The sequence below is a fragment of the Cellvibrio sp. genome (assembly GCF_053579595.1).
On the sequence record NZ_JBRFPI010000026.1, the window covers coordinates 1 to 21737 of the forward strand.

Genomic DNA, 21737 nt, shown 5'->3' on the forward strand with positions numbered 1-21737 from the left:
GCGGAGAAACTGTCGCCGACAGATACAGCGCCTTGCAACACACGTACAACATGCACATGCGATGCGCCCTGCTTCTGGCAATCGCGCACCTCAAGGCGATTACCGCCTAACTCCAGATAGCCGCAGTCGCCTGCCTGACCACCAGATTCAGCGTAAAAGGGTGTGCGATCAAGCACTACTGCACCATCATCACCCTCAACCAAACGCTCTACTTTTTTGCCATCCTTAACCAGTGCGAGAACCTTGCCTTGCTCTGCCAAAGAGCTATAGCCAAGGAATTCACAGGCGGGTAAATCGAGGCCGGCTGCGTTGTAATCCACTTTGAAACTACCAGCTGCGCGAGCACGAGCGCGCTGCTCAGCCATGGCGGCTTCATAGCCTTCCTGATCGATAGTCAGGCCACGCTCACGGGCGATATCAGCTGTCAGATCAACCGGAAACCCATAGGTGTCATAAAGGGTAAAAACGATTTTGCCAGGGACTTCAGTCCCAGAAAGTTTGCCCAAAGCATCTTCAAGGACAGCAATACCTTTATCTAGCGTCTTTTCAAACTGCTCTTCTTCTTGCAGCAGCACACGCTCGATTTGCGCCTGATTCTTATGCAGTTCGGGGTATGCATCACCCATTACTTCCGCCAGAGCTTTAGCCAGCTTGTGGAAGAAGGGTTGCTTCTGGCCAAGTTGGTTGCCGTGGCGGATTGCGCGGCGAATGATGCGGCGCAGTACATAACCGCGGCCTTCATTGGATGGCACAACACCATCGCTGATCAGGAATGAACACGAACGAATGTGGTCGGCAATCACGCGCAGTGACTTGTTTTCCATGTCGTGATTGCCTGTGGCAGCGGCGGCGGCTTGCAACAAGTGTTGGAACAGATCAATTTCATAGTTGGAATGCACATGCTGCATCACCGCTGAAATACGCTCCAACCCCATCCCTGTGTCGACCGATGGCGCTGGCAGCGGGTGTAAAACACCATCTGCGGTGCGGTTGAACTGCATGAACACGTTGTTCCAGATTTCGATGTAGCGATCACCATCTTCTTCCGGTGAACCCGGTGGACCACCCCAAATATCCGCGCCGTGATCGTAGAAAATTTCGGTGCATGGGCCGCAAGGACCAGTATCGCCCATCGCCCAGAAGTTGTCGGATGCGTAGGGAGCGCCCTTATTGTCGCCAATGCGAATGATGCGCTCTGCAGGTACGCCCACCTCTTTATTCCAAATATCGTAGGCTTCGTCGTCTGAAGCGTAGACGGTGACCCAGAGTTTTTCGACGGGAATATTGAGCCAGTCTTTTGCAGTAAGGAATTCCCACGCGTAACGAATAGCGTCGTGCTTAAAGTAATCGCCAAAGCTAAAGTTGCCCAGCATTTCAAAGAAAGTGTGGTGACGTGCGGTGTAGCCGACATTTTCCAGATCGTTGTGTTTACCGCCAGCGCGCACGCAGCGCTGGGAACTGGTAGCGCGATTGTAGGAGCGCTTGTCGCCACCGAGGAATACATCCTTAAACTGGTTCATACCCGCATTGGTGAACAGCAGCGTTGGGTCATTTTCAGGAACCAGCGAGCTGCTCGCCACGATAGTGTGACCTTTGCTCTCAAAGTATTTCAAAAAGGCGTTGCGAATTTCAGCGCTCTTCATAATGCATCCACTAAAAATGTTCGAATTTATGCGATCTGGTTAATACGATCAGAACCCGCCTGGATCAGGCGCGATGTTCTTCTATTTCGTCGGCGCTCAATTTGCGCGCTTCGTGCTCCAGCATCACCGGTATGCCATCGCGGATGGGATAGGCCAACCCACTATCCCAACACACCAACTCTTGCTGCTCAGGGCGATATTCAAGTTCGCCCTTGCTCACCGGGCACACCAAAATACTGAGTAATTTTTTATCTATCATGGTCTTAGATCACGCTTAGGCCAGTTGGGGGCGGTATATTACACTGCATTTTGCAGCCCTGTCTCTAAGCCACAGGGCTATAGCGGAAATTAGGGATCTAAATTACTGGAAGATAGCGATATAAGCTCGTCTTGCCAGCGCTTCACCTGCTCCACAACCTGTGTATTCGGGTGGATTTGGGGATTTGATTTGGTAATTTTTTGTTCTTTTTCCCAAGTAGACACCAACTTTTTTGCCTTAACAAAAGCCTGCTCAAAATCCACGCCCGGTTTAAGCGACTCCTTGAAATAGGCTTTACCAAAGTAGGTAAACAGGCTGTCATCAGCGCAGCCAAAGGAAGTCTTGTCCGCCGATGCCGCGGTCATAATTAAACTGTTAGCATCTTTTAGCTCATCAATAAAACCACCAGAATAACAGGCCGATAACACAACAACCCGATGTTTGATGCCAGTAGCCTTAAGCAAATCCCCCAACCATTTTGCATCGATATCCGTCAGTGCAAGACCATTGTGGTTGAGTGAGATTTTTTTATCCTTGGAACCATGACTGGTGATATACAAAAAGAAAATATCTTGCTCTTTATCCATGCGCTCGGCGATACGAGTAACCGCCGCGCGGATACTCGTGAGAGTCGCCAGCGGGCGCTCATCCAACGAGCGTTGGCTGTTGGCCAAATAAATCGCCGTTGTGCGATTGCCATATTGGGCATTAAATAAATTTTCAATAAATTTACTTTCGCGGCGAAACACTTCTTCAGTCCCGTAACCCGCCACGACCAGGCTATACAATTCGATTTTTTGTGGATCTGATGCCTGCAGGGAATCCAACGCGAGTTGTAATTCACCGGATTCTTTGTAGAGTGCGTGCTCTGCAACTTCTTCAGGGGTAAAAATTTTTACCGTATCACCACCATCAACCAAACGACCATATTCCCAGCGACCGTTAATTCGACTAACGTCATCGATCGGTGTTTGGTAAATCAGTGTGCCTTTGCCATGTTTACTGCCATAGGAAAACTCCCCTTCGTAGATATCCCCATTACTGGCAATCAATTTTCCGTGACCGTCGTATTTTCCAAACTGGAATTCGCCGGTGTATTGCTCTCCCTCTTTTGCGATATAACTGCCCTTGCCCTCCAATTGGCCATCCTGATATTCACCTTCCCAGTGATTACCCTCAGCATCGGTTTGGATTCCCTTACCATTGAGTCGCCAGTTTTTAAATTCGCCGACATAAGTGAAGCCATCATTACTCGTGTAAGTTCCTGAGCCAGTAAAATTATCACTTTGAAATTCACCGCTGTAGCGATTGCCTCGCCCATCATCAAAAACACCCTGCCCATGCATTTTTCCCGCAATAAATTCGCCGGTATATTTTTCACCACCCGGTCGCTGCAACTCACCCTTACCTTGAATGACGCCATCGATCACTTGACCAACGTAAATGGATTTATCTGCGAACACCCAATTTCCACTGCCATGCATCTTATTTTTTTCAAAATCTCCTTGGTAAATATCACCACGTGGATATGCGAGCTTGCCCTTACCGTGAAATTGATTCCCAGCAAACTCACCTTCATAGCGACTACCATCCGGATAAGTCAACACGCCGCGCCCCTCCATGCGACCGCGCACATAATCACCGTTATAAGTACCGGAGTAAGCAGAAATAAATTTGCCCTTACCGTGCATTAACCCTGCTAAAAACTCGCCATCATACTCATCACCATTCGTCCAGCGCATACGCCCCTGCCCTTCCAACTGCCCCTGGGTATTGAGATCGCCAACATAACTCGCACCATCAGCAAAATTGAGCGATGGAGACAAAGCGAAGCGCAAATCGCGAAATGTGCCTTGTACTGCTATCAAGGTAAGAATAACGCCAGCAAAAAAAGCAACAGTAATCAGGGCAATGCGTTTCATACAACATCCGTTATGAACACTGATAAAAATAATTGGAGAATAACTGCCGCAAATATTTATTCGGCCGGCATAGGCTCAACCAACAATTGCGGATCAACGCGCTCCTCAAACCAGTTCATCCGCCAATCAAGGTGCGGGCCAGTAGCTCGACCGGTTTTACCCACTTTCGCAATAATTTGCCCCTGGGTAATCGCATCGCCTTTTTTCACCAGCACGTCACTTAAATGAATAAAAGTCGATGACAAGCCGTGGCCATGATCGATAATTAATGTCCCGCCCGAAAAAAACATATCGGGATGCACCAGTGTAACTACACCACCTGCAGGTGCTTTTACTGGAGTACCTATCGGCTTGGCGATATCGACACCGTAGTGAGGGGAATTAGGCACGCCGTTATAAAAACGTTGGCTGCCGTATACGCCAGTGACAGGGCCGATCAGCGGCCAAGCAAATTTCTGCGCAAAAAATGTGAGCGGCAAATCACCTTTGCGCGCATCGGCGGCCATTTGTGCTTCGCGTTTGGCGCGCTCAACTTGAGCTGGATCTGGCTCTACCGTTTGCTGCGGAACGCCGGTTATTTTCTGGATATTGTAAGTACGCGCTTTCACGTCAAAGCGATGCTCTTGACGAGCACCGGCACTATCAACCGTAACAAGAGTTGCCGCTTTCTCTGCATCGCGACCTAATCCAATGACAAACTGACCTGTAGCAGAAATCTGCAATTGTTTGCCGCGATATTCCACTCGGGTGCCCAGTGGCACCTTACCAATAATCACCGCGCCCTGCTGCCACTTACCCGTTAACTCGAGAGCTGAAGACGCCATGCTGGCCAGCATAAATAAAACGAGTGCGATGAGTTGCTGTAACTTCACGATTGACTCCATTGGCAACAAGTAAATTTTGGACAAAAAAAACGGCAGACTAGCTGCCGTTTTTTCCGTTGCAACACACCTATTTCATTGTTTCATCAACACGCAGGATCTTCATAGTGTTGGTGCCGCCCAGCAAGGTGGTATCACCACTTGAAACGATGACCAAATCACCATCAACCAAGGTGCGCTGTGACTTGAGCATCGCAATTGCGCGCACAAAATCATCTGCGCAAGGAGCGCTGTTGGTATCAAATGCGATAGGTTGAACGCCGCGATACATTGCTACTTTTCGTTGGGTGCTCACGTGGCGGGAGAACGCAAAAATCGGCAATTGCGAACCAACACGCGACATCAAACGCGGTGTACTGCCCGATTCGGTAAAGCAAATAATTGCCTTAACACCATCAAGATGGTTAGCAGTAAACATGGACGCCAATGCGATTGATTCATCAACACTGCTGAACGCCTGATCCATACGGTAGTTATCAAAACTCGCAGTAGGATGTTTTTCAGCACCGAGAATAATGCGCACCATAGCTTCAACAGTTTCCACCGGAAAATTACCGGCAGCAGTCTCAGCCGATAGCATTACCGCATCGGTACCATCAAGCACAGCGTTTGCGACGTCGAATACTTCAGCGCGAGTTGGCAGCGGGCTGTTGATCATCGACTCCATCATTTGCGTTGCGGTAATCACCGCTTTGTTGAGGGCACGTGAACGAGCAATGATGCGTTTTTGCACACCGATCAGCGCTGCATCGCCAATCTCAACACCCAAGTCACCACGTGCAACCATCACCGCATCGCTTGCCATGATAATGCCATCAAGTGTTTCATCATCAGCAACCGCTTCGGCGCGCTCAACTTTAGAAACCAAACCGGCACGACCACCTGCAGCAACCATCAATTTACGTGCGAAGTCCATATCCTCTGCAGAGCGAGGAAAAGAAACCGCGAGATAATCCACATCAATTTCAGCAGCAGTTTTGATATCGGCAATATCTTTTTCTGTCAATGCTGGTGCAGTCAGGCCGCCACCTTGACGGTTGATGCCTTTGTTGTTGGACAAAGGACCCGCCACTTTAGTGGTGGTATAAATACGCGTGCCTTCAATTTTGTCGACAGTCAGAACTACGCGACCATCATCGAGCAACAACACATCGCCTGGCTTACAGTCATTGGGCAACTCTTTGTAGTCGATACCCACTTGCTGCTGATTACCCTCATCACGCCCCAAGGCCGCATCCAAAATAAACTTATCGCCTACTTTGAGATGAATTTTACCTTCGGCAAAACGCGCAACACGGATTTTTGGACCTTGAAGGTCACCGAGCACCGCAACAAAACGGTTGTGCTTGGCAGCCAATTCACGAACCATTTCTGCGCGACGCTTGTGATCTTCCGGCGAGCCGTGTGAGAAGTTCAAGCGAACAACATCCACACCCGCCAGAATCAATTTTTCCAATACTTCTGCTGATTCAGAAGCTGGCCCCAAAGTACTGACGATTTTTGTACGTCTTAACATGATGGGCTCTCTTATTTAGCGGACATAAGTGCAAGGGTGTTATCCAACATACGGTTGGAGAAACCCCACTCGTTGTCGTACCAAGCCAACACTTTTACCCACTTGCCATACACTTTGGTTTGCAGTGAGTCGTAGTTAGAAGAGTGTGGGTTGTGGTTGAAATCAATTGAAACCAACGGCTCATCAACGAAAGCCAATACCCCTGGCATTTCAGTTTCAGCGGCTTTTTTCATTGCAGCATTAATCGCTTCAACACTTACTTCTTTTTCTACCAATACGTTCAGGTCAACCAGAGAAACGTTAATAGTTGGAACACGAACAGAAATACCATCCATCTTGCCTTTCAATTCAGGCAACACTAAACCTACTGCCTTAGCAGCACCGGTAGTAGTTGGGATCATGGATTGGGTAGCTGAACGCGCACGGTAAATATCTTTGTGGAATACGTCAGACAATACCTGATCATTGGTATATGAGTGAATGGTGGTCATAGAACCTTGCACGATAGTGAAGTTATCGTTCAACACTTTGGCAACCGGTGCCAGACAGTTAGTGGTGCAAGAGGCGTTAGAGATGATGGTGTCAGTCGCTTTCAACACTTTGTCGTTTACACCAAATACCACGGTTGCATCCACGTCGGTACCTGGAGCAGAGATAATGACTTTCTTGGCACCAGCAGCCAAATGCAAGCCGGCTTTTTCTTTGCTGGTAAAAATACCGGTACATTCGTACACCACATCAACATTCAATTCGCCCCAGGGCAACTTGGCTGGATCGCGCTCGGACGTGATGCGAATAGCATCGCCGTTGACGAACATAGTATCGCCTTCAAATTTCACGGTGCCGTTAAATCCGCCGTGAACAGAATCATATTTGGTGAGATGGGCATTGAGGTGCGCATCACCCAGGTCGTTGATACCTACGATCTGGATTTGGCTGCGCTTGCCTGATTCATACAAGGCACGCAGTACATTGCGACCGATACGACCGTAACCGTTAATTGCCACTCTAATCATTACATTCTCCTAAGTAAGCTGTTCAATAATTTTTGCTGTAGGGGCGCTGCTTGCTACGCCCTGTTCAGGCGTTTGATACGCCCAGTTCTTGTATTCATTAAGGTCGCTGCAAGCGGCGCCCTCAGGTTAACCGCGTGGCAAGCTGGCTGCTTCACGAGCGAGACGCTCAATCTCATCCCAGCGTCCGGCTTTCATCAATTCTTTCGGCGCCATCCAAGTACCACCAACACAATGCACGTTTGGCAATGCCAAATAGCTCGGTGCTTTTGCCAAATCAATTCCACCGGTTGGGCAGAACGTAATCTGCGGCAAAGGGCCGGCAATTGACTTCAACATAGGCACACCGCCCGCCGCTTCAGCTGGGAAGAACTTCTGATGGGTAAATCCTTGTACGTAGAGATTCATTGCCTCAGTTGGTGTTGCAACACCGGCCAACAGCGGAACAGGACAGGCTTTAGCCGCTTCGATCAGCGCTGGTGTAGTACCTGGGCTAACCAAAAAGGTTGAACCCGCCTTTACCGCTTTTTCCAAATCTGCCGGAGTAATAATGGTGCCGGCACCGATTACCGCGTCATCAGGCAAGTCTTCTACCATGGCGCTGATAGCATCCAGTGCACAGGGGGTGCGCAGGGTAATTTCCAACACTTTCAAGCCACCGTTATAAAGCGCTCTGGCCAAGGGCACAGCATCTTCAATGCGCTCTACCACCATAACGGGTACGACTGGCGCTACTCTGACAATTTGATCGATAGTTAAAGCCACTGTATGTCCCTCGTTGTTCAAAAAAAGTTCGAAAGAATAATCTGCCAAAAAAAAACCTATCGCAGATCAGTTCGGAATTCGGTAAAAATCAAGGCGCCCAATAAACCACAACCGGCACTTTTTGCTGTTGCAACACTGCACGGATCGGCATTTCTTTTACATCAGTACCCGCCTGGGCTGCACGTAACACTGTCAACTTTTCATCGCCAGTCAGCAACAACACCAAGGTTTTGGAGCGCAACAAACCAGCCAACGTTAAGGTCATGCGCTCGGTAATTGCACCGGTTACTTCGCTTTGTATTGCGGTAATCGCCGCGCACAATTGCTCAGACTCCGGATTCAACGCCTCATCTAACCCCTGCGCATGAGGAAATAATGATGCAGTGTGCCCATCGGAACCCATGCCGAGTATGGTGACATCAAAGGGTTGCGCTAGTTGCTGATAAGCGCTTTCACAATCATCCAAACCTTCAGCTGCGGTTTCCGCTGAGTTTTTCATACCGACCAGATTGGCGACGGCAGCTTTATTTTGAATCAGGTGTTTTACCGTAAAAGCTTCATTGCTTTTGTCGTGCGCAAACTCCACCCAGCGCTCATCAACCAAAGCGACGTAGACAGATTCCCAATCCAGATCGGAGTTGCTCAAAGCTTTGTACAGCGGTTCAGGTGTGCTGCCGCCCGACACCATAAAAGTCGCTTCACCGCGATCTTCAATTGCCTCAAGCAACGCTGATTCACATTCCGCCTGCAGCGCGGCTATCATCTCCGCGCGGCTGTCAAACAAACGCTCAGTTACCATTCCTGATCCGCCCCTGACAAAACTTCGTCAATAGAGAACCAGCGACGGCGATCACTGGCCATCAATTGTGCCGAAGCCTGTGGGCCCCAGCTACCGGCCATGTAGCCGTGCGGTTTGTTTTCCGGACGTTGCCAAGCTTCGATAATCGGGTCGATCCACGCCCAAGCTGCATCCACTTCAGCGCGGTGGATAAACAAACTGGCATCGCCAGCGGCGGCATCCAACATCAGGCGCTTATAGGCATCTGAATAAAAGTCTTTATAGGTGTCGGCAAAATTCAGGTTCAGTACAACCGGGCGCAGGTGCGTCTCGTGCTTCTCCAGATCTTTGGACACCATAATGATCTTGATGCTTTCCTCTGGTTGCAGACGGATGATCAAACGGTTGGGCGTAGCCATGCCGGCTGATTCAGGATATACACGGTGTGCGACATCTTTGTACTGGATAACAATTTCAGCAAAACGCTGCTTCATGCGCTTTCCGGTGCGCAGATAAAAAGGCACATTCGCCCAGCGGGAATTGTCGATGTAGGCGCGGATCGCAACGAAAGTTTCGGTATTGCTCGCTTGCCCCAGCTCATCGAGATAACCGGGAACGGCCTTGCCGCCCATTTCGCCGGCGACATACTGGCCGCGCACAGTATTGTACTTAACCGTGTTGCCATTCAACGGGCGCAGGCTTTCTAATACTTTCAGTTTTTCCGCGCGGATACGATCGGCAGTCATTTTGTTCGGTGACTCCATCGCCACCAGGCAAAGCAACTGCAGAATGTGGTTTTGCACCATATCGCGCAGCGCACCAGCGCCATCATAGAAACTGGCACGACCTTCGAGGCCGACAGTTTCCGAAATGCTGATCTGTACGTGATCGATAGACTTCGCATCCCACAGATGCTCAAACATGCCATTGGCAAAACGCAGCGCCAGCAGGTTTTGTACGGTTTCTTTACCGAGATAGTGATCGATACGGAAGATGGCATCTTCACTGAAGTATTCAGCGATCTGGCTGTTGATCTCTTCTGCCGTTTTAGCGTCGTATCCCAGCGGCTTTTCGACTACCACGCGTGACGTCGCGGTAATCAAACCCGTTTCGTGCAAATGCTTGCAACAGATACTGAACACTGAGGGCGGTGTGGAGAGATAGAACACACGCTGGCTGTTACCACCGCTATTGAGCAATTGCGCCAAAGCGTCCCAGTGCTCATCTTTAGTGCCAATATCGACAAATACCGGAAACAGGCATTTGGAAAATGCATCCCAAGCGGCAGCATCAAACTCATCTGAGTTGAGGTGTTTTTCTGCGGCATCGCGCACCTTGTCTTTGTATTCAGCAACCATCTGGGTATTGCGGCAGGTTGGAATAATGCGTGAGCCTGCGGCCAAAGAGCCTTCGCGATGGGCGCGATAGAGACCGGGAATCAACTTGCGCAGAGCCAAATCGCCAGCGCCACCAAAGATGACAAAATCAAATGCTTCAAGCATGAGGGGTAATCCTGTTTGTGAATCTTGAAAAGTGGATTTACTTTTTAAAAACGAAGACCCCGAACACAGGTTCGGGGTCCAGGATTTAACGGGCAATTACCAGTTAAATACAGTAGCTCCTTCTTCAGCCAATCCCACTGTGGCGCGGAGGGGCGCAAACAATTCACGCCCCATACCATAGTGAACTGCTGATAAATCACACTGGGCAGGTTGGCGAGCACTTAGCTCTTCCTCACTAACCAGCAGTTGTAATGTGCCGGATTCAGCATCCAATTCAATCATGTCGCCGTCGCGGATCAAGCCGATGGGACCGTTATCCAGGGCCTCCGGCGTCATGTGGATCGCTGCCGGAATCTTACCAGAGGCGCCAGACATACGGCCATCAGTCAGAAGGGCCACCTTAAAACCGCGATCCTGCAATACACCCAGCGGTGGAGTCAGCTTATGCAACTCAGGCATTCCGCAGGCCTTTGGCCCCTGGAAACGCACCACTGCAATAAAGTCTTTTTCCAGATCGCCGCGCTTGAACGCGGATTGCAACTCTTCCTGGCTGTGGAACACGATCGCAGGAGCAACCACTTTGCGATGATCCGCTTTGACTGCGGAAATTTTGATCACTGAACGGCCAATATTACCTTTCAGCAACTTCATGCCGCCCTCGGGTGCAAAAGGTTTGGCAACCGGGCGCAAGACTGCATCATCGAGGCTTTCCTGTATCCCTTCACGCCAAACCACCTCGCCATTTTCCAAAAATGGCTCTTTGGTATACGCCGACAAGCCTGAACCACCCATAACGGTTTTTACATCGTCATGCAGCAAACCGGCATTGCGTAGCTCGCGCATCAGGAAGCCCATACCACCAACAGCCTGGAAGCGGTTTACATCGGCCAATCCATTCGGATAGATGCGGCACATAAGCGGAATTATATCTGAAATGTCAGACAAATCCTGCCAATCAATCAAAACGCCTGCGGCGCGGGCGATAGCAACAATATGCATAGCGTGGTTAGTTGAACCACCAGTAGCCATCAAGCCGACAATGCCGTTAACAATTGATTTCTCGGTCACTATGTCGGACAGGGTTACCAACTCATCGCGGGTAATACGGGCAAGTTGATGCACCGAAGCGCGGGTCAAAGCATCGCGCATGGGGGTATAGGGGTTGATGAAGGTGCTGCCGGGCAAATGAATCCCCATGATTTCCATCAACATTTGATTGGTATTGGCAGTGCCGTAGAAGGTACAAGTACCGGCGCTGTGGTAAGACGCACTCTCCGCCGCCAACAGCTCTTTGCGCCCTACTTTACCCTCAGCAAACAATTGGCGGGCTTTGGCTTTTTCAGCGTTAGGAAGACCGGGAGTCATAGGGCCTGCAGGGATAAAAATAATCGGCAACTGGCCAAAAGACAGGGCGCCCATCATCAAACCGGGGACGATTTTGTCGCACACACCAAGACAAATAGCACCGTCAAACATATCGTGAGAAAGCGCGATCGCAGTACTCATCGCGATCACATCGCGGCTAAAGAGTGACAGCTCCATACCAGGGAAGCCTTGAGTTACACCGTCGCACATCGCCGGTACGCCACCCGCCATTTGCGCGGTCATACCCATTTCTTTGGCAGCAGCCTTGATTGGCTCCAGATATTCTCCGTAGGGCACATGAGCAGAAAGCATTTCATTGTAGGCAGAGACTACGCCGAGGTTCGCGGCCTGACCTTCGGCCAGCGCTTCTTTATCGGCGCTATTACACGCGGCAAACCCATGGGCAAGATTGGCACACCCCAGATGGTGACGAGCAGGCCCTTTAGTGCGGAATCTATTGACACGCGCAAGATAGGCGGCACGGCTGTCGCGGCTGCGGGCGATAATCCGCTCGGTAATTTCAACAAGTCTTGGATCTGTGCTTAATACGTCAGTCATGGGAATACCATTGCTCTTGGGGCTGTATCTAGCGCAAATCGGTTGATTTGCGCACAATCGCGTCGGATACATTGCCCGACGCTCTGCTTATGAATCTCTCGGCTAGCTACTACCTAATTGGCTTTGGCGCGCTTGTAGAAATCGATCAAGTTGCGCGTTGAAGCATCGTGTTTTGGATTGGTTTCTTTTGCCAGATCCAATTCAGGCTGAATCCCCGCAGCGAGCACTTTACCCAACTCCACGCCCCATTGATCAAATGAATGGATGCGCCAAATGATACCTTGAACAAAAATTTTGTGCTCATAAAGCGCAATCAGGGCACCCAGCGAGCGCGCATCGACTTTATTCAGCAAAAAAGTGTTGGTGGGGCGATTACCGCGATGCACCTTATGTTCCACAATCTCCTCAATACGCGCAGCACTCATCCCTTTTGCACTCAACTCGCGGCGCACCTGATCCGCATCAATCCCCAGCATCAAGGCTTGTGTCTGCGCAAAGAAATTCGCCATCAAGGCATCGTGATGCCCTTCCACTGCAACAGTGGGGGCGATTGAGCCAATAAAATCGGCCGGGATAATATCGGTACCCTGATGCAACATTTGGTAGAACGCATGCTGGCCATTGATACCCACTTCGCCCCATACCAGCGGAACACTGCCATAACTGATCTGTTCGCCCGCCCAATTCACAGACTTACCGTTACTCTCCATCTCAGCCTGTTGCATATAGGCAGGGAAACGGTGAAGGCATTGATCATAGGGCAGCAGCGCATGAGCAGGATAACCAAGGAAATTGCGGTTCCAGATTCCCACCAATGCCAGCATCACCGGCGCATTTTCCGCCAGCGGCGCTGTCTGGAAATGCTGATCCATCTCATAAGCGCCTTGCAGCAACTCATCAAACAGCTCGTAACCGAGCGACAATACGATCGGCAAACCAATCGCCGACCAGAGTGAGAAACGGCCACCGACCCAATCCCACATATCAAAAATATTTTCTTCGGCAATACCGAATGCAGTTACCAACTTACGATTAGTCGATACCGCAACAAAGTGCTTGGCGATTGCTGCTTTATTATCCGCAGCCGCCATAAACCATTGCTCGGCGGTGCGCGCGTTAGTCATGGTTTCCTGGGTGGTAAAGGTCTTGGACGAAATGACAAATAAGGTAGTTTCAGGGTTCAGACCAGCTAATACATCAGCAATCTGCACACCGTCGATATTAGAGGCAAAGTGCATATTGAAGCGTTTATCGCTGTAATCCTTGAGTGCCTCGCACACCATCAACGGACCTAGGTTGGAACCGCCGATACCAATGCTGACGATGTCGGTAATAGTTTTGCCGGTAAAACCAATCCACTCGCCCGAGCGCAGTTTTTCGCTCAGTTTGCGCATGCGCTCCAGCTCGGCATTAATTGCCGGACGCGCGTCAGCGCCGTCGATCACAATCGGCTTGGAGGATTTATCGCGCAGGGCAACGTGCATAACCGCACGGTCTTCAGTGGCGTTGATGTGCTCAGCAGCAAACATCTTGCCGCGCCAGCTTTCTACATTGGATTCTTTCGCCAATGCCAACAGTGCCGCTTTGGTTTCATCAGTAATTAAGTTTTTGGAGTAGTCAAATAACAGATGGGATAATTGCAGGGAGAACTTGGCAAAACGTTTATCATCAGCGGCAAACAAGTCTTTCAGATGTTGGGACTTCATTTGGGCTGCATGGGCAGCAAGGTTTTTCCAGGAGGGCAAATCGGTAGGGCGCACATCAGGGTTAGTCATTTCTACTCCACAAACAAAAATGCGTAGGTGATATACCTAAACAAGTGGTTGATTTCTATTCTGTTAGTTTGAGTCCGACCCGACTCCGACAAGTAGTGAAGGATAAACTTCCTACCAGTTTCAAAGTTATATGCTTACCATCCTAGAATTAAGCCTTTAAGCGCAAACGAAACTGATAAGCTGCGAATACGCCGAACATTCGTGTCAATACAATCAGCAGCGGTTGCGTGGCAACAGCACAAAAACAGCATAATTGCCGCGAGAATTGCACTGTTTAAAAAGGCCGCTATGATAGGCAGATGGGTTTTGAGTGTCAATTAAGGCACAGTCTTTACAAAAACGATTGCCCCGTTCGATCGTCATAAAATACTGCTGCTCAGCAAGAGAATCCCACCACCACAATTAGTCACCCGGTCTGTAGATCCCACTTATGCATACGAATAAAAACTACACAGTATCTCTTGGCATCATTGAAGGATTTTTTGGCCGCAGTTGGAGCTGGCAGGATCGAAAAAATTACGCGCAATTTCTTGCACTAAATGAGTACGGCTTTTATATCTACGCACCAAAAGACGACAAAAATTTACGTAGGCATTGGCAAATAGATTGGCCTGTTGAGATTAAAAAATCACTGGCTGATTTACGCCAGATTTATCGCGCAGCTAATGTGCAGTTCGGTATCGGCCTCAGCCCCCATGAAATTTATCTCGACCACACGCGCAACCAGCGCGCGCAACTAGACTTGCGCATCCAACAGATTAATCAATTGGAGCCCGATATCCTGTGCATTTTATTTGATGATATGCGCGGCGATATTCCCGGGCTCGCACAGATCCAGATCGATATCGCCCATCAGGCAGCAGCGGCCAGCAACGCCAAAAAAATTATTTTCTGCCCCACTTATTACAGTTTTGATCCAGTACTGGAACGCGTATTTGGCTCAATGCCGGAGAACTACTGGCAAACCTTCGCGCAGCAACTGGATAAAAGTATCGATATGTTTTGGACCGGGGAAAAAGTCTGCTCAACCAATTACCCTGCTGAACATCTCGCACACGTAACCGAGTTAATTGGCCGCAAACCCTTTTTGTGGGATAACTACCCGGTTAATGACGGCGCAGTGAAATCCAACTTATTGCAGCTGCGCGCATTTGATCAGGGCCACAGCCAATTAGCTGATAAAGTAGCCGGGCATGCCGTCAACCCAATGAATCAACCCTGGCTTTCGCAAATTCCCTTGGCCAGCTTACCCTTGGCTTACCGTGAAAAAGAAAATTACTCTGCAGATGCCGCCTTTACTAACATCTGTAGCAATCTATGCGGCGATGTTTTAGCGAAACAATTGCAACAAGATATCCATCAATTACAAGATCTCGGGTTGAAAAAACTTTCTCAACAAGAGCGATATCTTTTACAGACCACTTATCAGCGCTTTGGTAACAACCCATACGCGCAAGAAATCATTGCCTGGTTAAATGATGAATACCAATTTGACCCCGCATGCCTGACCGAATAATTAAACATTTTATTTTAGCAGCACCGATTGAATCCACTTCGACATGGATTCAACTTGCTCCATGCATACGGTGTGCTCCATTGGATAGGATTCATAACCCACATTGCAACCGCGATCTTTTAAAAAGCGATAGGCGCGCTGCCCTAACACCTCGTTAACAACAGGGTCAAGAATGCCATGCTGAATTAATATCGGCGTCTTTTGATTTGCGGCGTGAATACTAGCGGTGGTGTGAGTGGCGAAATAGCTCGATAAAATCAACAACCCTGCCAGTGATTTTTCATAGGTCAACCCCGCATGATAGGCAACTGCCCCACCTTGGGAAAATCCCACCAGGATAATTTTTTCACTCGCCACACCGCGTTCAATTTCACGTTCCACTAAACGCTGCACAGCTTCTGCACTGGCGATTAATTGCGATTCATCCACTTTACGTTCCAGATTCATCTCCAAAATATCGTACCAAGCAGGCATGATATATCCAGCATTAATCGTGACGGGAATTTGTGGCGCATGCGGAAAAATAAACCGTACCGATAAATCCTCAGGTAAACGTAACTCTGGCACTAAAGGTGCAAAATCATTGCCGTCTGCTCCCAAACCATGGAGCCAAATTACGCTGGCAGTAACAGGTAACTGCGGCTGATTTAGCTTTTCAACACAAGGTAAATATTCCATAAGGGTTCTCGTTTACGTAAGTTTTGCTTAATTTTTGTTCAGAATTTTTATTGATGTGTAATATTGCTGACAATTACTCAATTGGGCAAGCGCACCGATACGCACAACCAGCAAAATAACACTACACTTGCTTCATAGACTCAAAAACGTCATATCGAAACTGCTAATTGGAACAACTGCATCCTTGATGCTAAGGAATACCATGAATAACGTGAATCATAACCAACCTATCGCGCAAACAGCAGGCGAGTACGAAACAGTCAGCGCCATCATCGCCCCCATTGACCAACTGAATATTCTCTCCAAGGTAGAAGTCGCCAAATTATTGGATTCCAGCCAAAGCGGCCTGTACAAATTATTTCGCAGTTGTGCACTTGCCGTACTCAATACAGGTAATGATACGGATAACGGTAAAGAACTGCTGGAGCGCTATAAAGATTTTGATATCAGCATCGTACAGGAAGAGCGCGGAATAAAACTCGCAGTGAAGAATGCACCCGGCAACGCGTTTGTCGATGGCAAAATGATTCGCGGTATTAGCGAGCATTTATTTACGGTATTGCGCGATGTCATTTACAACAATGACGAACTCAGTCGCAATCCAAAATTTAATGTGGGGACATCTGAAGGTATAACCGATGCCGTGTTTCACATGTTGCGCAATGCCAATTTAATGAAACCGGGTCTTGACCCCAATCTGGTGGTTTGCTGGGGCGGTCACTCAATCAACCGAATTGAATATGACTACACCAAAGAAGTGGGCTATCAATTAGGCCTGCGCGGTTTGGATATCTGCACCGGCTGCGGACCAGGCGCAATGAAGGGCCCAATGAAAGGCGCAACCATTGGCCACGCCAAACAACGCATCACCACTGGCCGATACATCGGAATTACTGAGCCGGGAATTATTGCTGCTGAAGCACCCAATCCAATCGTAAACCAACTCACCATCATGCCTGATATTGAAAAGCGCCTCGAAGCCTTTGTGCGTCTTGGTCATGGAATCATTGTATTCCCCGGCGGTGCAGGTACAGCAGAAGAAATTCTCTATATCCTTGGTTTGCTGTTGCATCCCGATAATAAAAACATTCCTTTCCCGCTTATTTTTACCGGCCCGGAAACATCAGCTGAATATTTTGCACGGATCGATAAATTTATCGGCGACACGCTCGGTGCAGAGGCGCAAGCGCACTACAAAATTATCGTTAATGATCCTGCTACTGTTGCACAGGAAATGAAAGATGGCATCAGAAAAGTACGTGAGTTCCGCAAACACAGCGACGACGCCTACTACTTTAACTGGCAATTAAAAATCAGCCCGGACTTGCAACAAACATTTATTCCCAGCCATGAAAATATGCGCAATCTGGAGTTACACAAAAACCAGCCAGTCAACCAACTGGCAGCCAATTTACGGCGCGCATTTTCCGGAATTGTAGCGGGCAATGTAAAAGAGGAAGGTATTCTGGCCATTGAAAAACACGGGCACTTTGAGCTACATGGAGATTACGAAATCATGCACCCGGTTGATGAATTACTGGAATCCTTCGCTCGCCAAAGCCGGATGAAATTACCAGGTCGCGAGTATATTCCTTGCTATAAGGTTATAAAGTAACCGCTTACATAGACCTAGGCGATCTAGGTTGTAGTCAATGTCTCACAAAAACTAGCGACTTTAGCGACTATTCTCACACACGCTACAGCATCATAATGGCCTCACCAAGGAAGTAGACAATGATGTGTGCTGGCCAGGCAAGGTCAATGGATGCGCCCACCTGTTAGGGAAGCGATGTCGGATGACATCAAAGGATTGCACTAGCGCAGGAGGAAAGGCGGTCAGGGATTCGAAAGGAACATCGACGCAAATTGACTACTTCTACTTAAGGATAGTATCTGTACGGGGCCGCTTTTGCGGCCCCTACTTATTTATGGGTCTGCAAAAGCGAAAGAATCACCAATTTAACTACCAAAAAACAGGCAACAAAAAAACCGGCTTGCTTATGCGCCAAAGGCACAGCAACACCGGCTTAAAAACAACTTCCCTGTTATTGATCAGAAATCCTTTGTGATGCATCAGTTATCTAGCAGTTAGCGGTTAAAAAAGTCCGGAAATGGTGCTAGCGCCCCAGTTCCTAAACAACGCTCCATTTGCCCCCTGATTTGCCTTGAGTGCCAAACCAACAGTCTGGAACAGAGCAACCTGGCTCAAACCACCTACGTCAATCACTCCACCGCGCACACCACCCCCAGCCACTAACATTGGGCAATTTTGCCCACTGTGAGCATCAACGTTACCCATGTCAGACACTTGAGTAACGATGGTAGAAGCCAGCAAATTTTTGGCCTGCAATTTATCCAATAGCTGAGCTGTAAGCGACATGTAGTAACGCACATCCTGATCATAATAACCGGCGTAATTTGGGTTACCCTGATTATGATGAGAATCATGTGATGGACGCGGACGGTAAGCGCCGGTGGTATCGGTGATCATGGCACCATCGAGTACATGAGTGTGCTCGTCAGTACCAAACGCCAAAGATACCGACGAGGACAAACTGCACTCCAATGCCAACACAGCGATATCGGTCATTAGCTTTGAAGTTGCGTCAAAACCTACTGCGGTCGTGTTGGGAGGAGCAGAACAAGTACCGCCCGGATTAGTCGCCGCAATAGATGCTTCTATTTCACTGATCGCATTGAAGTGACTATCCAGCTTTTGTTTCTCGTGTTGACCCAACTTGGCTTTCAGATCATTGACCGCTGCATAATGGAAATCCACCATGGATTTGCGCGGTGCAACAGTTCCGCCACCACCGCCACCACCACCCGCGAACAAAATATCCAACGCGGCTTGAGGACTGGTGATCGTCGGAATACCGGCATTGTCACGCGACAATTCAGATACTGCTGTGGTACCCAGGTTCAACCACTTCACCGGGGCATTAGAGTTGGCACTCAGCACCTTGCCGAGGTTTACGTCGAAGCTTTGTTTACCCCAAGGGTTAGGGTCATTAAAGCGGTTGAACATAACGCCGTGACCGCCATTCATCATGGTGGCATTTTTTAGCAAGGCGACACGGCCTGCCGAGAAATGACTCTGCAAGGGAGTGGACTGGGTTGGCAATGTAGTGCCCGTCGGGAAATACTTTGCGGGAGTACAACCACCCGGCATAAATACGGTAACGGATTTATTGGGCGAGCCAGTTTGCGCTTCTGCTACCCGAGCCATCATTACACCCGCAAGTAAACTGGACGCCTGTATCGCACCCATGGCGATACCCGAACGTTGCACAACACGCAGGAAGTTCCGGCGCTCTTGATCGAAGCAATCTTTATAACTCATTTTTTTGACTCCAATTCGTTAACAGGGAGAATGGAGCGCGCCTTAGCGCGCCCACTCCTGCCGGTAAATCACAGAATCCAACGCGGGGATTTCCTGCAACATTGCGCGCGGACCATTGCTGTTCAGCACATTGGTCAACTTTTCGATATTGCAGCGATAGGCGTTGTGCTCACCGGGTGACATCTCGAACGGCACTTCACGGCTCTCATCTCTGTCGATCAGGAAGTAAGAGCTAACACCGCTGCTGTAACTCACAAACTGGGTTGCCAGACAGGTTTTGGCCTGCTGGGACACCAGCGGATGCTCGACAATCGTACGCGCGAGATCTTTTGCGCCGTTGAAAGTAATTTCAGGCTGGTGAATCACGCGATCCGGATCATTAGTGAACTGCAGTTGCTGATAGGGTGAGAAGAAAGTCGCCACTGTATCGATTGCATTGCCACGCAGATCGGTGGTACGGATGCGGCCGGCAGCATCGAAGTTTTCCATGCCGCCACCCAGTGGATTGATGATTTCCAGGTGACAATTGGAGCAAGTCGTTGGCTCAGTGATTTTGTCCGCAATCATCCGCTCGGTGGTTTTTGGATCGTTGAAGAAGGCAGCATGTTTCTGTGCCAACGCTTCACGATCCAACGAAACACCCGATGGCGGCTCAGGAATGTCCTGACACATCAATTTACGGCGCACAGCAACTGCACGAGTGATCAAGTTGGCATCATTGTCTCTTGCATAACGCGACATAAAGGCGCCCGAGGTCAAGATACCGCCGCGATCGCTGGTGTTTGCGCGAATAAATCCGTCTGTATCAGCACCGGTAGCGCTGTAAGTCAGGCCATAGTGAGTCGCCAGACGTTGGTTTACGTGCGTGAAGGTTGGGTTGTACACCGTGGCAAAGGTAGTGGATGATTCAAGCACTGCGTAGGCAAAGTTTTTACCCAACTCTTTCTGCATATCACCCGCCAGAACGGCAAAGTTAGCAACGCCGACTTTATTCTGGGTAGCCAGCTTTTCGGTGCCCAACCAGCGGTTGATGAAATCACCCATCAGTACTTTGGTGGTTGCCGAGTTCATCAACGTAGCAGCCTGTTGGCGTATCCCTGCGGCAGTATTCAAGTCACCTCGGGCAGCCGCAGCCATTAAGTCCACAGAAGGTGTAGTACCAGTGAAGGTGTAGCTCAGGTAGGTTGCCATCTCGTAGCCATTGAGCTTGTAGAGGTTACCACCACTTAATTCACCCAACTCCGAGCGGTACAGGAATTGTGGCGCTGACAACATGGTGGCCAACGCAATCTTCATACCCTCGGTCACCGTACGGCCGCCAGTGGTGCCACGCGCCAAACCTTGATAGCTGGTTTGCTCTGCCGTGGTCAGCGGACGACGGAAAATACGGGGGGCCAAATCACTGACCAACTTATCGGCGCAGGCCGTGCTAGGTGTACAGGCCAGCACTGAACTCCAGCGAGTAGCAACCGAGTCAGCGATACGCTCAGCAGTTGAGAGGTAGGTTGAGTAGCGGGCGGTATCGACCAGCAAACCATTGTTGTTGAGGAACGAACCAGCGATGGCATCGTCTGGCAGGCGTGAAATCACATCGTCCTGATAATTAACCAAATCACCCACTGAACGCTGGTATTCCGCGCGAGTCAATAAACGCAAAGCGCGCTGGCCAGGTGCGGTAGTGGTATTCGGGCAAGAGAATGCGGTTGCTGGGTTATCGGGAATACCATCGGCAGGTTTACGCCAGGTGAAGATAAAGGCTTCCAAATCTGCCGCGCATTGACCAGTACAGGAACCGGGGTTCGTTTCTGGCATGTACTTAGCGATGTAGTTGCGCAGACTGAGGTTTTCACCCTTAATCTGCGAGTAGTGAGCACGGTTAGGATTAACCGGAATCGCAAAGCTACCGTCCGCAAATTTCACTCCATCAACCCCATGACAACCCACGCAACCGCGCTGTGTCCACAGATTTTGACCGCGGGTTGCATCACCCAAATAGGGAACACTGCTCGAACTGCCCGAGCTGCGGCTGGACGCACTCGTGCTGACTACTGACGAGCTCACAGCCGACGACACCGACGAGGCAGAGGAAGAAGCCAGATTGTCATAGGTCAGGGTCAGAGGTGCAGTCGGTGCCGATGGAATGCTGTCGGTGTAGCTGATGACTTTATAGTCATAGCTACCAGAGGCTGTTAATGCGTCCTGAAAACCAACGCTGTTTGCAGC

16 protein-coding genes are annotated in these 21737 nt (G+C 49.5%); 2 read left to right on the plus strand and 14 right to left on the minus strand.

Annotation, left to right across the window (positions count from 1 at the left end; genetic code table 11):
• The 11 genes from alaS to pgi form a co-directional block, all read right to left on the minus strand.
• The coding region (gene alaS / locus ACWA6V_RS02935; RefSeq protein WP_449521100.1) for an alanine--tRNA ligase at positions 1 to 1643 on the minus strand (1643 nt) is incomplete at its 3' end.
• A 64-nt stretch (positions 1644 to 1707) separates the two neighbouring features.
• Positions 1708 to 1902 carry a Trm112 family protein gene (locus ACWA6V_RS02940; protein ID WP_449521101.1) on the minus strand — a complete coding sequence of 65 codons (195 nt, stop codon included), beginning with the start codon at positions 1900 to 1902 and terminating at the stop codon, positions 1708 to 1710.
• Between the two features lie 89 nt (positions 1903 to 1991).
• Positions 1992 to 3824 carry a C13 family peptidase gene (locus ACWA6V_RS02945; RefSeq protein ID WP_449521102.1) on the minus strand — a complete coding sequence of 611 codons (1833 nt, stop codon included), beginning with the start codon at positions 3822 to 3824 and terminating at the stop codon, positions 1992 to 1994.
• A 56-nt stretch (positions 3825 to 3880) separates the two neighbouring features.
• Positions 3881 to 4696, minus strand: coding sequence for a M23 family metallopeptidase (locus ACWA6V_RS02950; RefSeq protein ID WP_449521103.1), 816 nt, complete (start codon positions 4694 to 4696; stop codon positions 3881 to 3883).
• Positions 4697 to 4775: 79 nt separating this feature from the next.
• A complete protein-coding gene (pyk, locus tag ACWA6V_RS02955; RefSeq protein WP_449521104.1) occupies positions 4776 to 6221 on the minus strand; it encodes a pyruvate kinase in 1446 nt (481 codons plus the stop codon).
• 11 nt (positions 6222 to 6232) lie between these two features.
• Positions 6233 to 7237: a type I glyceraldehyde-3-phosphate dehydrogenase gene (gene gap / locus ACWA6V_RS02960; protein ID WP_310071762.1), complete on the minus strand. Its 1005-nt coding sequence runs from the start codon at positions 7235 to 7237 to the stop codon at positions 6233 to 6235.
• Positions 7238 to 7363: 126 nt separating this feature from the next.
• On the minus strand, positions 7364 to 7999 hold the full coding sequence (gene eda, locus ACWA6V_RS02965) for a bifunctional 4-hydroxy-2-oxoglutarate aldolase/2-dehydro-3-deoxy-phosphogluconate aldolase (RefSeq protein ID WP_007642915.1): 636 nt from the start codon (positions 7997 to 7999) through the stop codon (positions 7364 to 7366).
• 88 nt (positions 8000 to 8087) lie between these two features.
• On the minus strand, positions 8088 to 8798 hold the full coding sequence (pgl, locus tag ACWA6V_RS02970; RefSeq protein WP_449521105.1) for a 6-phosphogluconolactonase: 711 nt from the start codon (positions 8796 to 8798) through the stop codon (positions 8088 to 8090).
• A complete protein-coding gene (zwf, locus tag ACWA6V_RS02975; protein WP_310071755.1) occupies positions 8792 to 10279 on the minus strand; it encodes a glucose-6-phosphate dehydrogenase in 1488 nt (495 codons plus the stop codon). Before zwf ends, pgl begins: the two co-directional genes overlap by 7 nt.
• A 96-nt stretch (positions 10280 to 10375) precedes the next feature.
• Complete coding sequence (gene edd / locus ACWA6V_RS02980; protein WP_449521106.1) at positions 10376 to 12202, minus strand: phosphogluconate dehydratase; 1827 nt, start codon at positions 12200 to 12202, stop codon at positions 10376 to 10378.
• Between the two features lie 113 nt (positions 12203 to 12315).
• Positions 12316 to 13977: a glucose-6-phosphate isomerase gene (gene pgi, locus ACWA6V_RS02985; RefSeq protein ID WP_449521107.1), complete on the minus strand. Its 1662-nt coding sequence runs from the start codon at positions 13975 to 13977 to the stop codon at positions 12316 to 12318.
• Positions 13978 to 14407: 430 nt separating this feature from the next.
• On the opposite strand from pgi, the gene ACWA6V_RS02990 reads away from it, so the two are divergent.
• On the plus strand, positions 14408 to 15493 hold the full coding sequence (locus tag ACWA6V_RS02990; RefSeq protein ID WP_449521108.1) for a beta-N-acetylglucosaminidase domain-containing protein: 1086 nt from the start codon (positions 14408 to 14410) through the stop codon (positions 15491 to 15493).
• A 9-nt stretch (positions 15494 to 15502) separates the two neighbouring features.
• On the opposite strand, the gene ACWA6V_RS02995 is transcribed toward ACWA6V_RS02990, so the two are convergent.
• Entirely contained in the window at positions 15503 to 16171 is a 669-nt protein-coding gene (locus ACWA6V_RS02995) for an alpha/beta hydrolase (protein WP_449521109.1), read from the minus strand.
• A gap of 202 nt (positions 16172 to 16373) precedes the next feature.
• Here ACWA6V_RS02995 and ppnN point away from each other — a divergent pair, with 202 nt between their 5' ends.
• On the plus strand, positions 16374 to 17786 hold the full coding sequence (ppnN, locus tag ACWA6V_RS03000) for a nucleotide 5'-monophosphate nucleosidase PpnN (protein WP_449521110.1): 1413 nt from the start codon (positions 16374 to 16376) through the stop codon (positions 17784 to 17786).
• Positions 17787 to 18266: 480 nt separating this feature from the next.
• On the opposite strand, the gene ACWA6V_RS03005 is transcribed toward ppnN, so the two are convergent.
• Together ACWA6V_RS03005 and ACWA6V_RS03010 are read right to left on the minus strand one after the other, a co-directional pair.
• Entirely contained in the window at positions 18267 to 19514 is a 1248-nt protein-coding gene (locus tag ACWA6V_RS03005; RefSeq protein WP_449521111.1) for a DUF1552 domain-containing protein, read from the minus strand.
• Positions 19515 to 19556: 42 nt separating this feature from the next.
• A partial coding sequence (locus ACWA6V_RS03010) for a DUF1592 domain-containing protein (RefSeq protein WP_449521112.1) occupies positions 19557 to 21737 on the minus strand: 2181 nt, incomplete at its 5' end.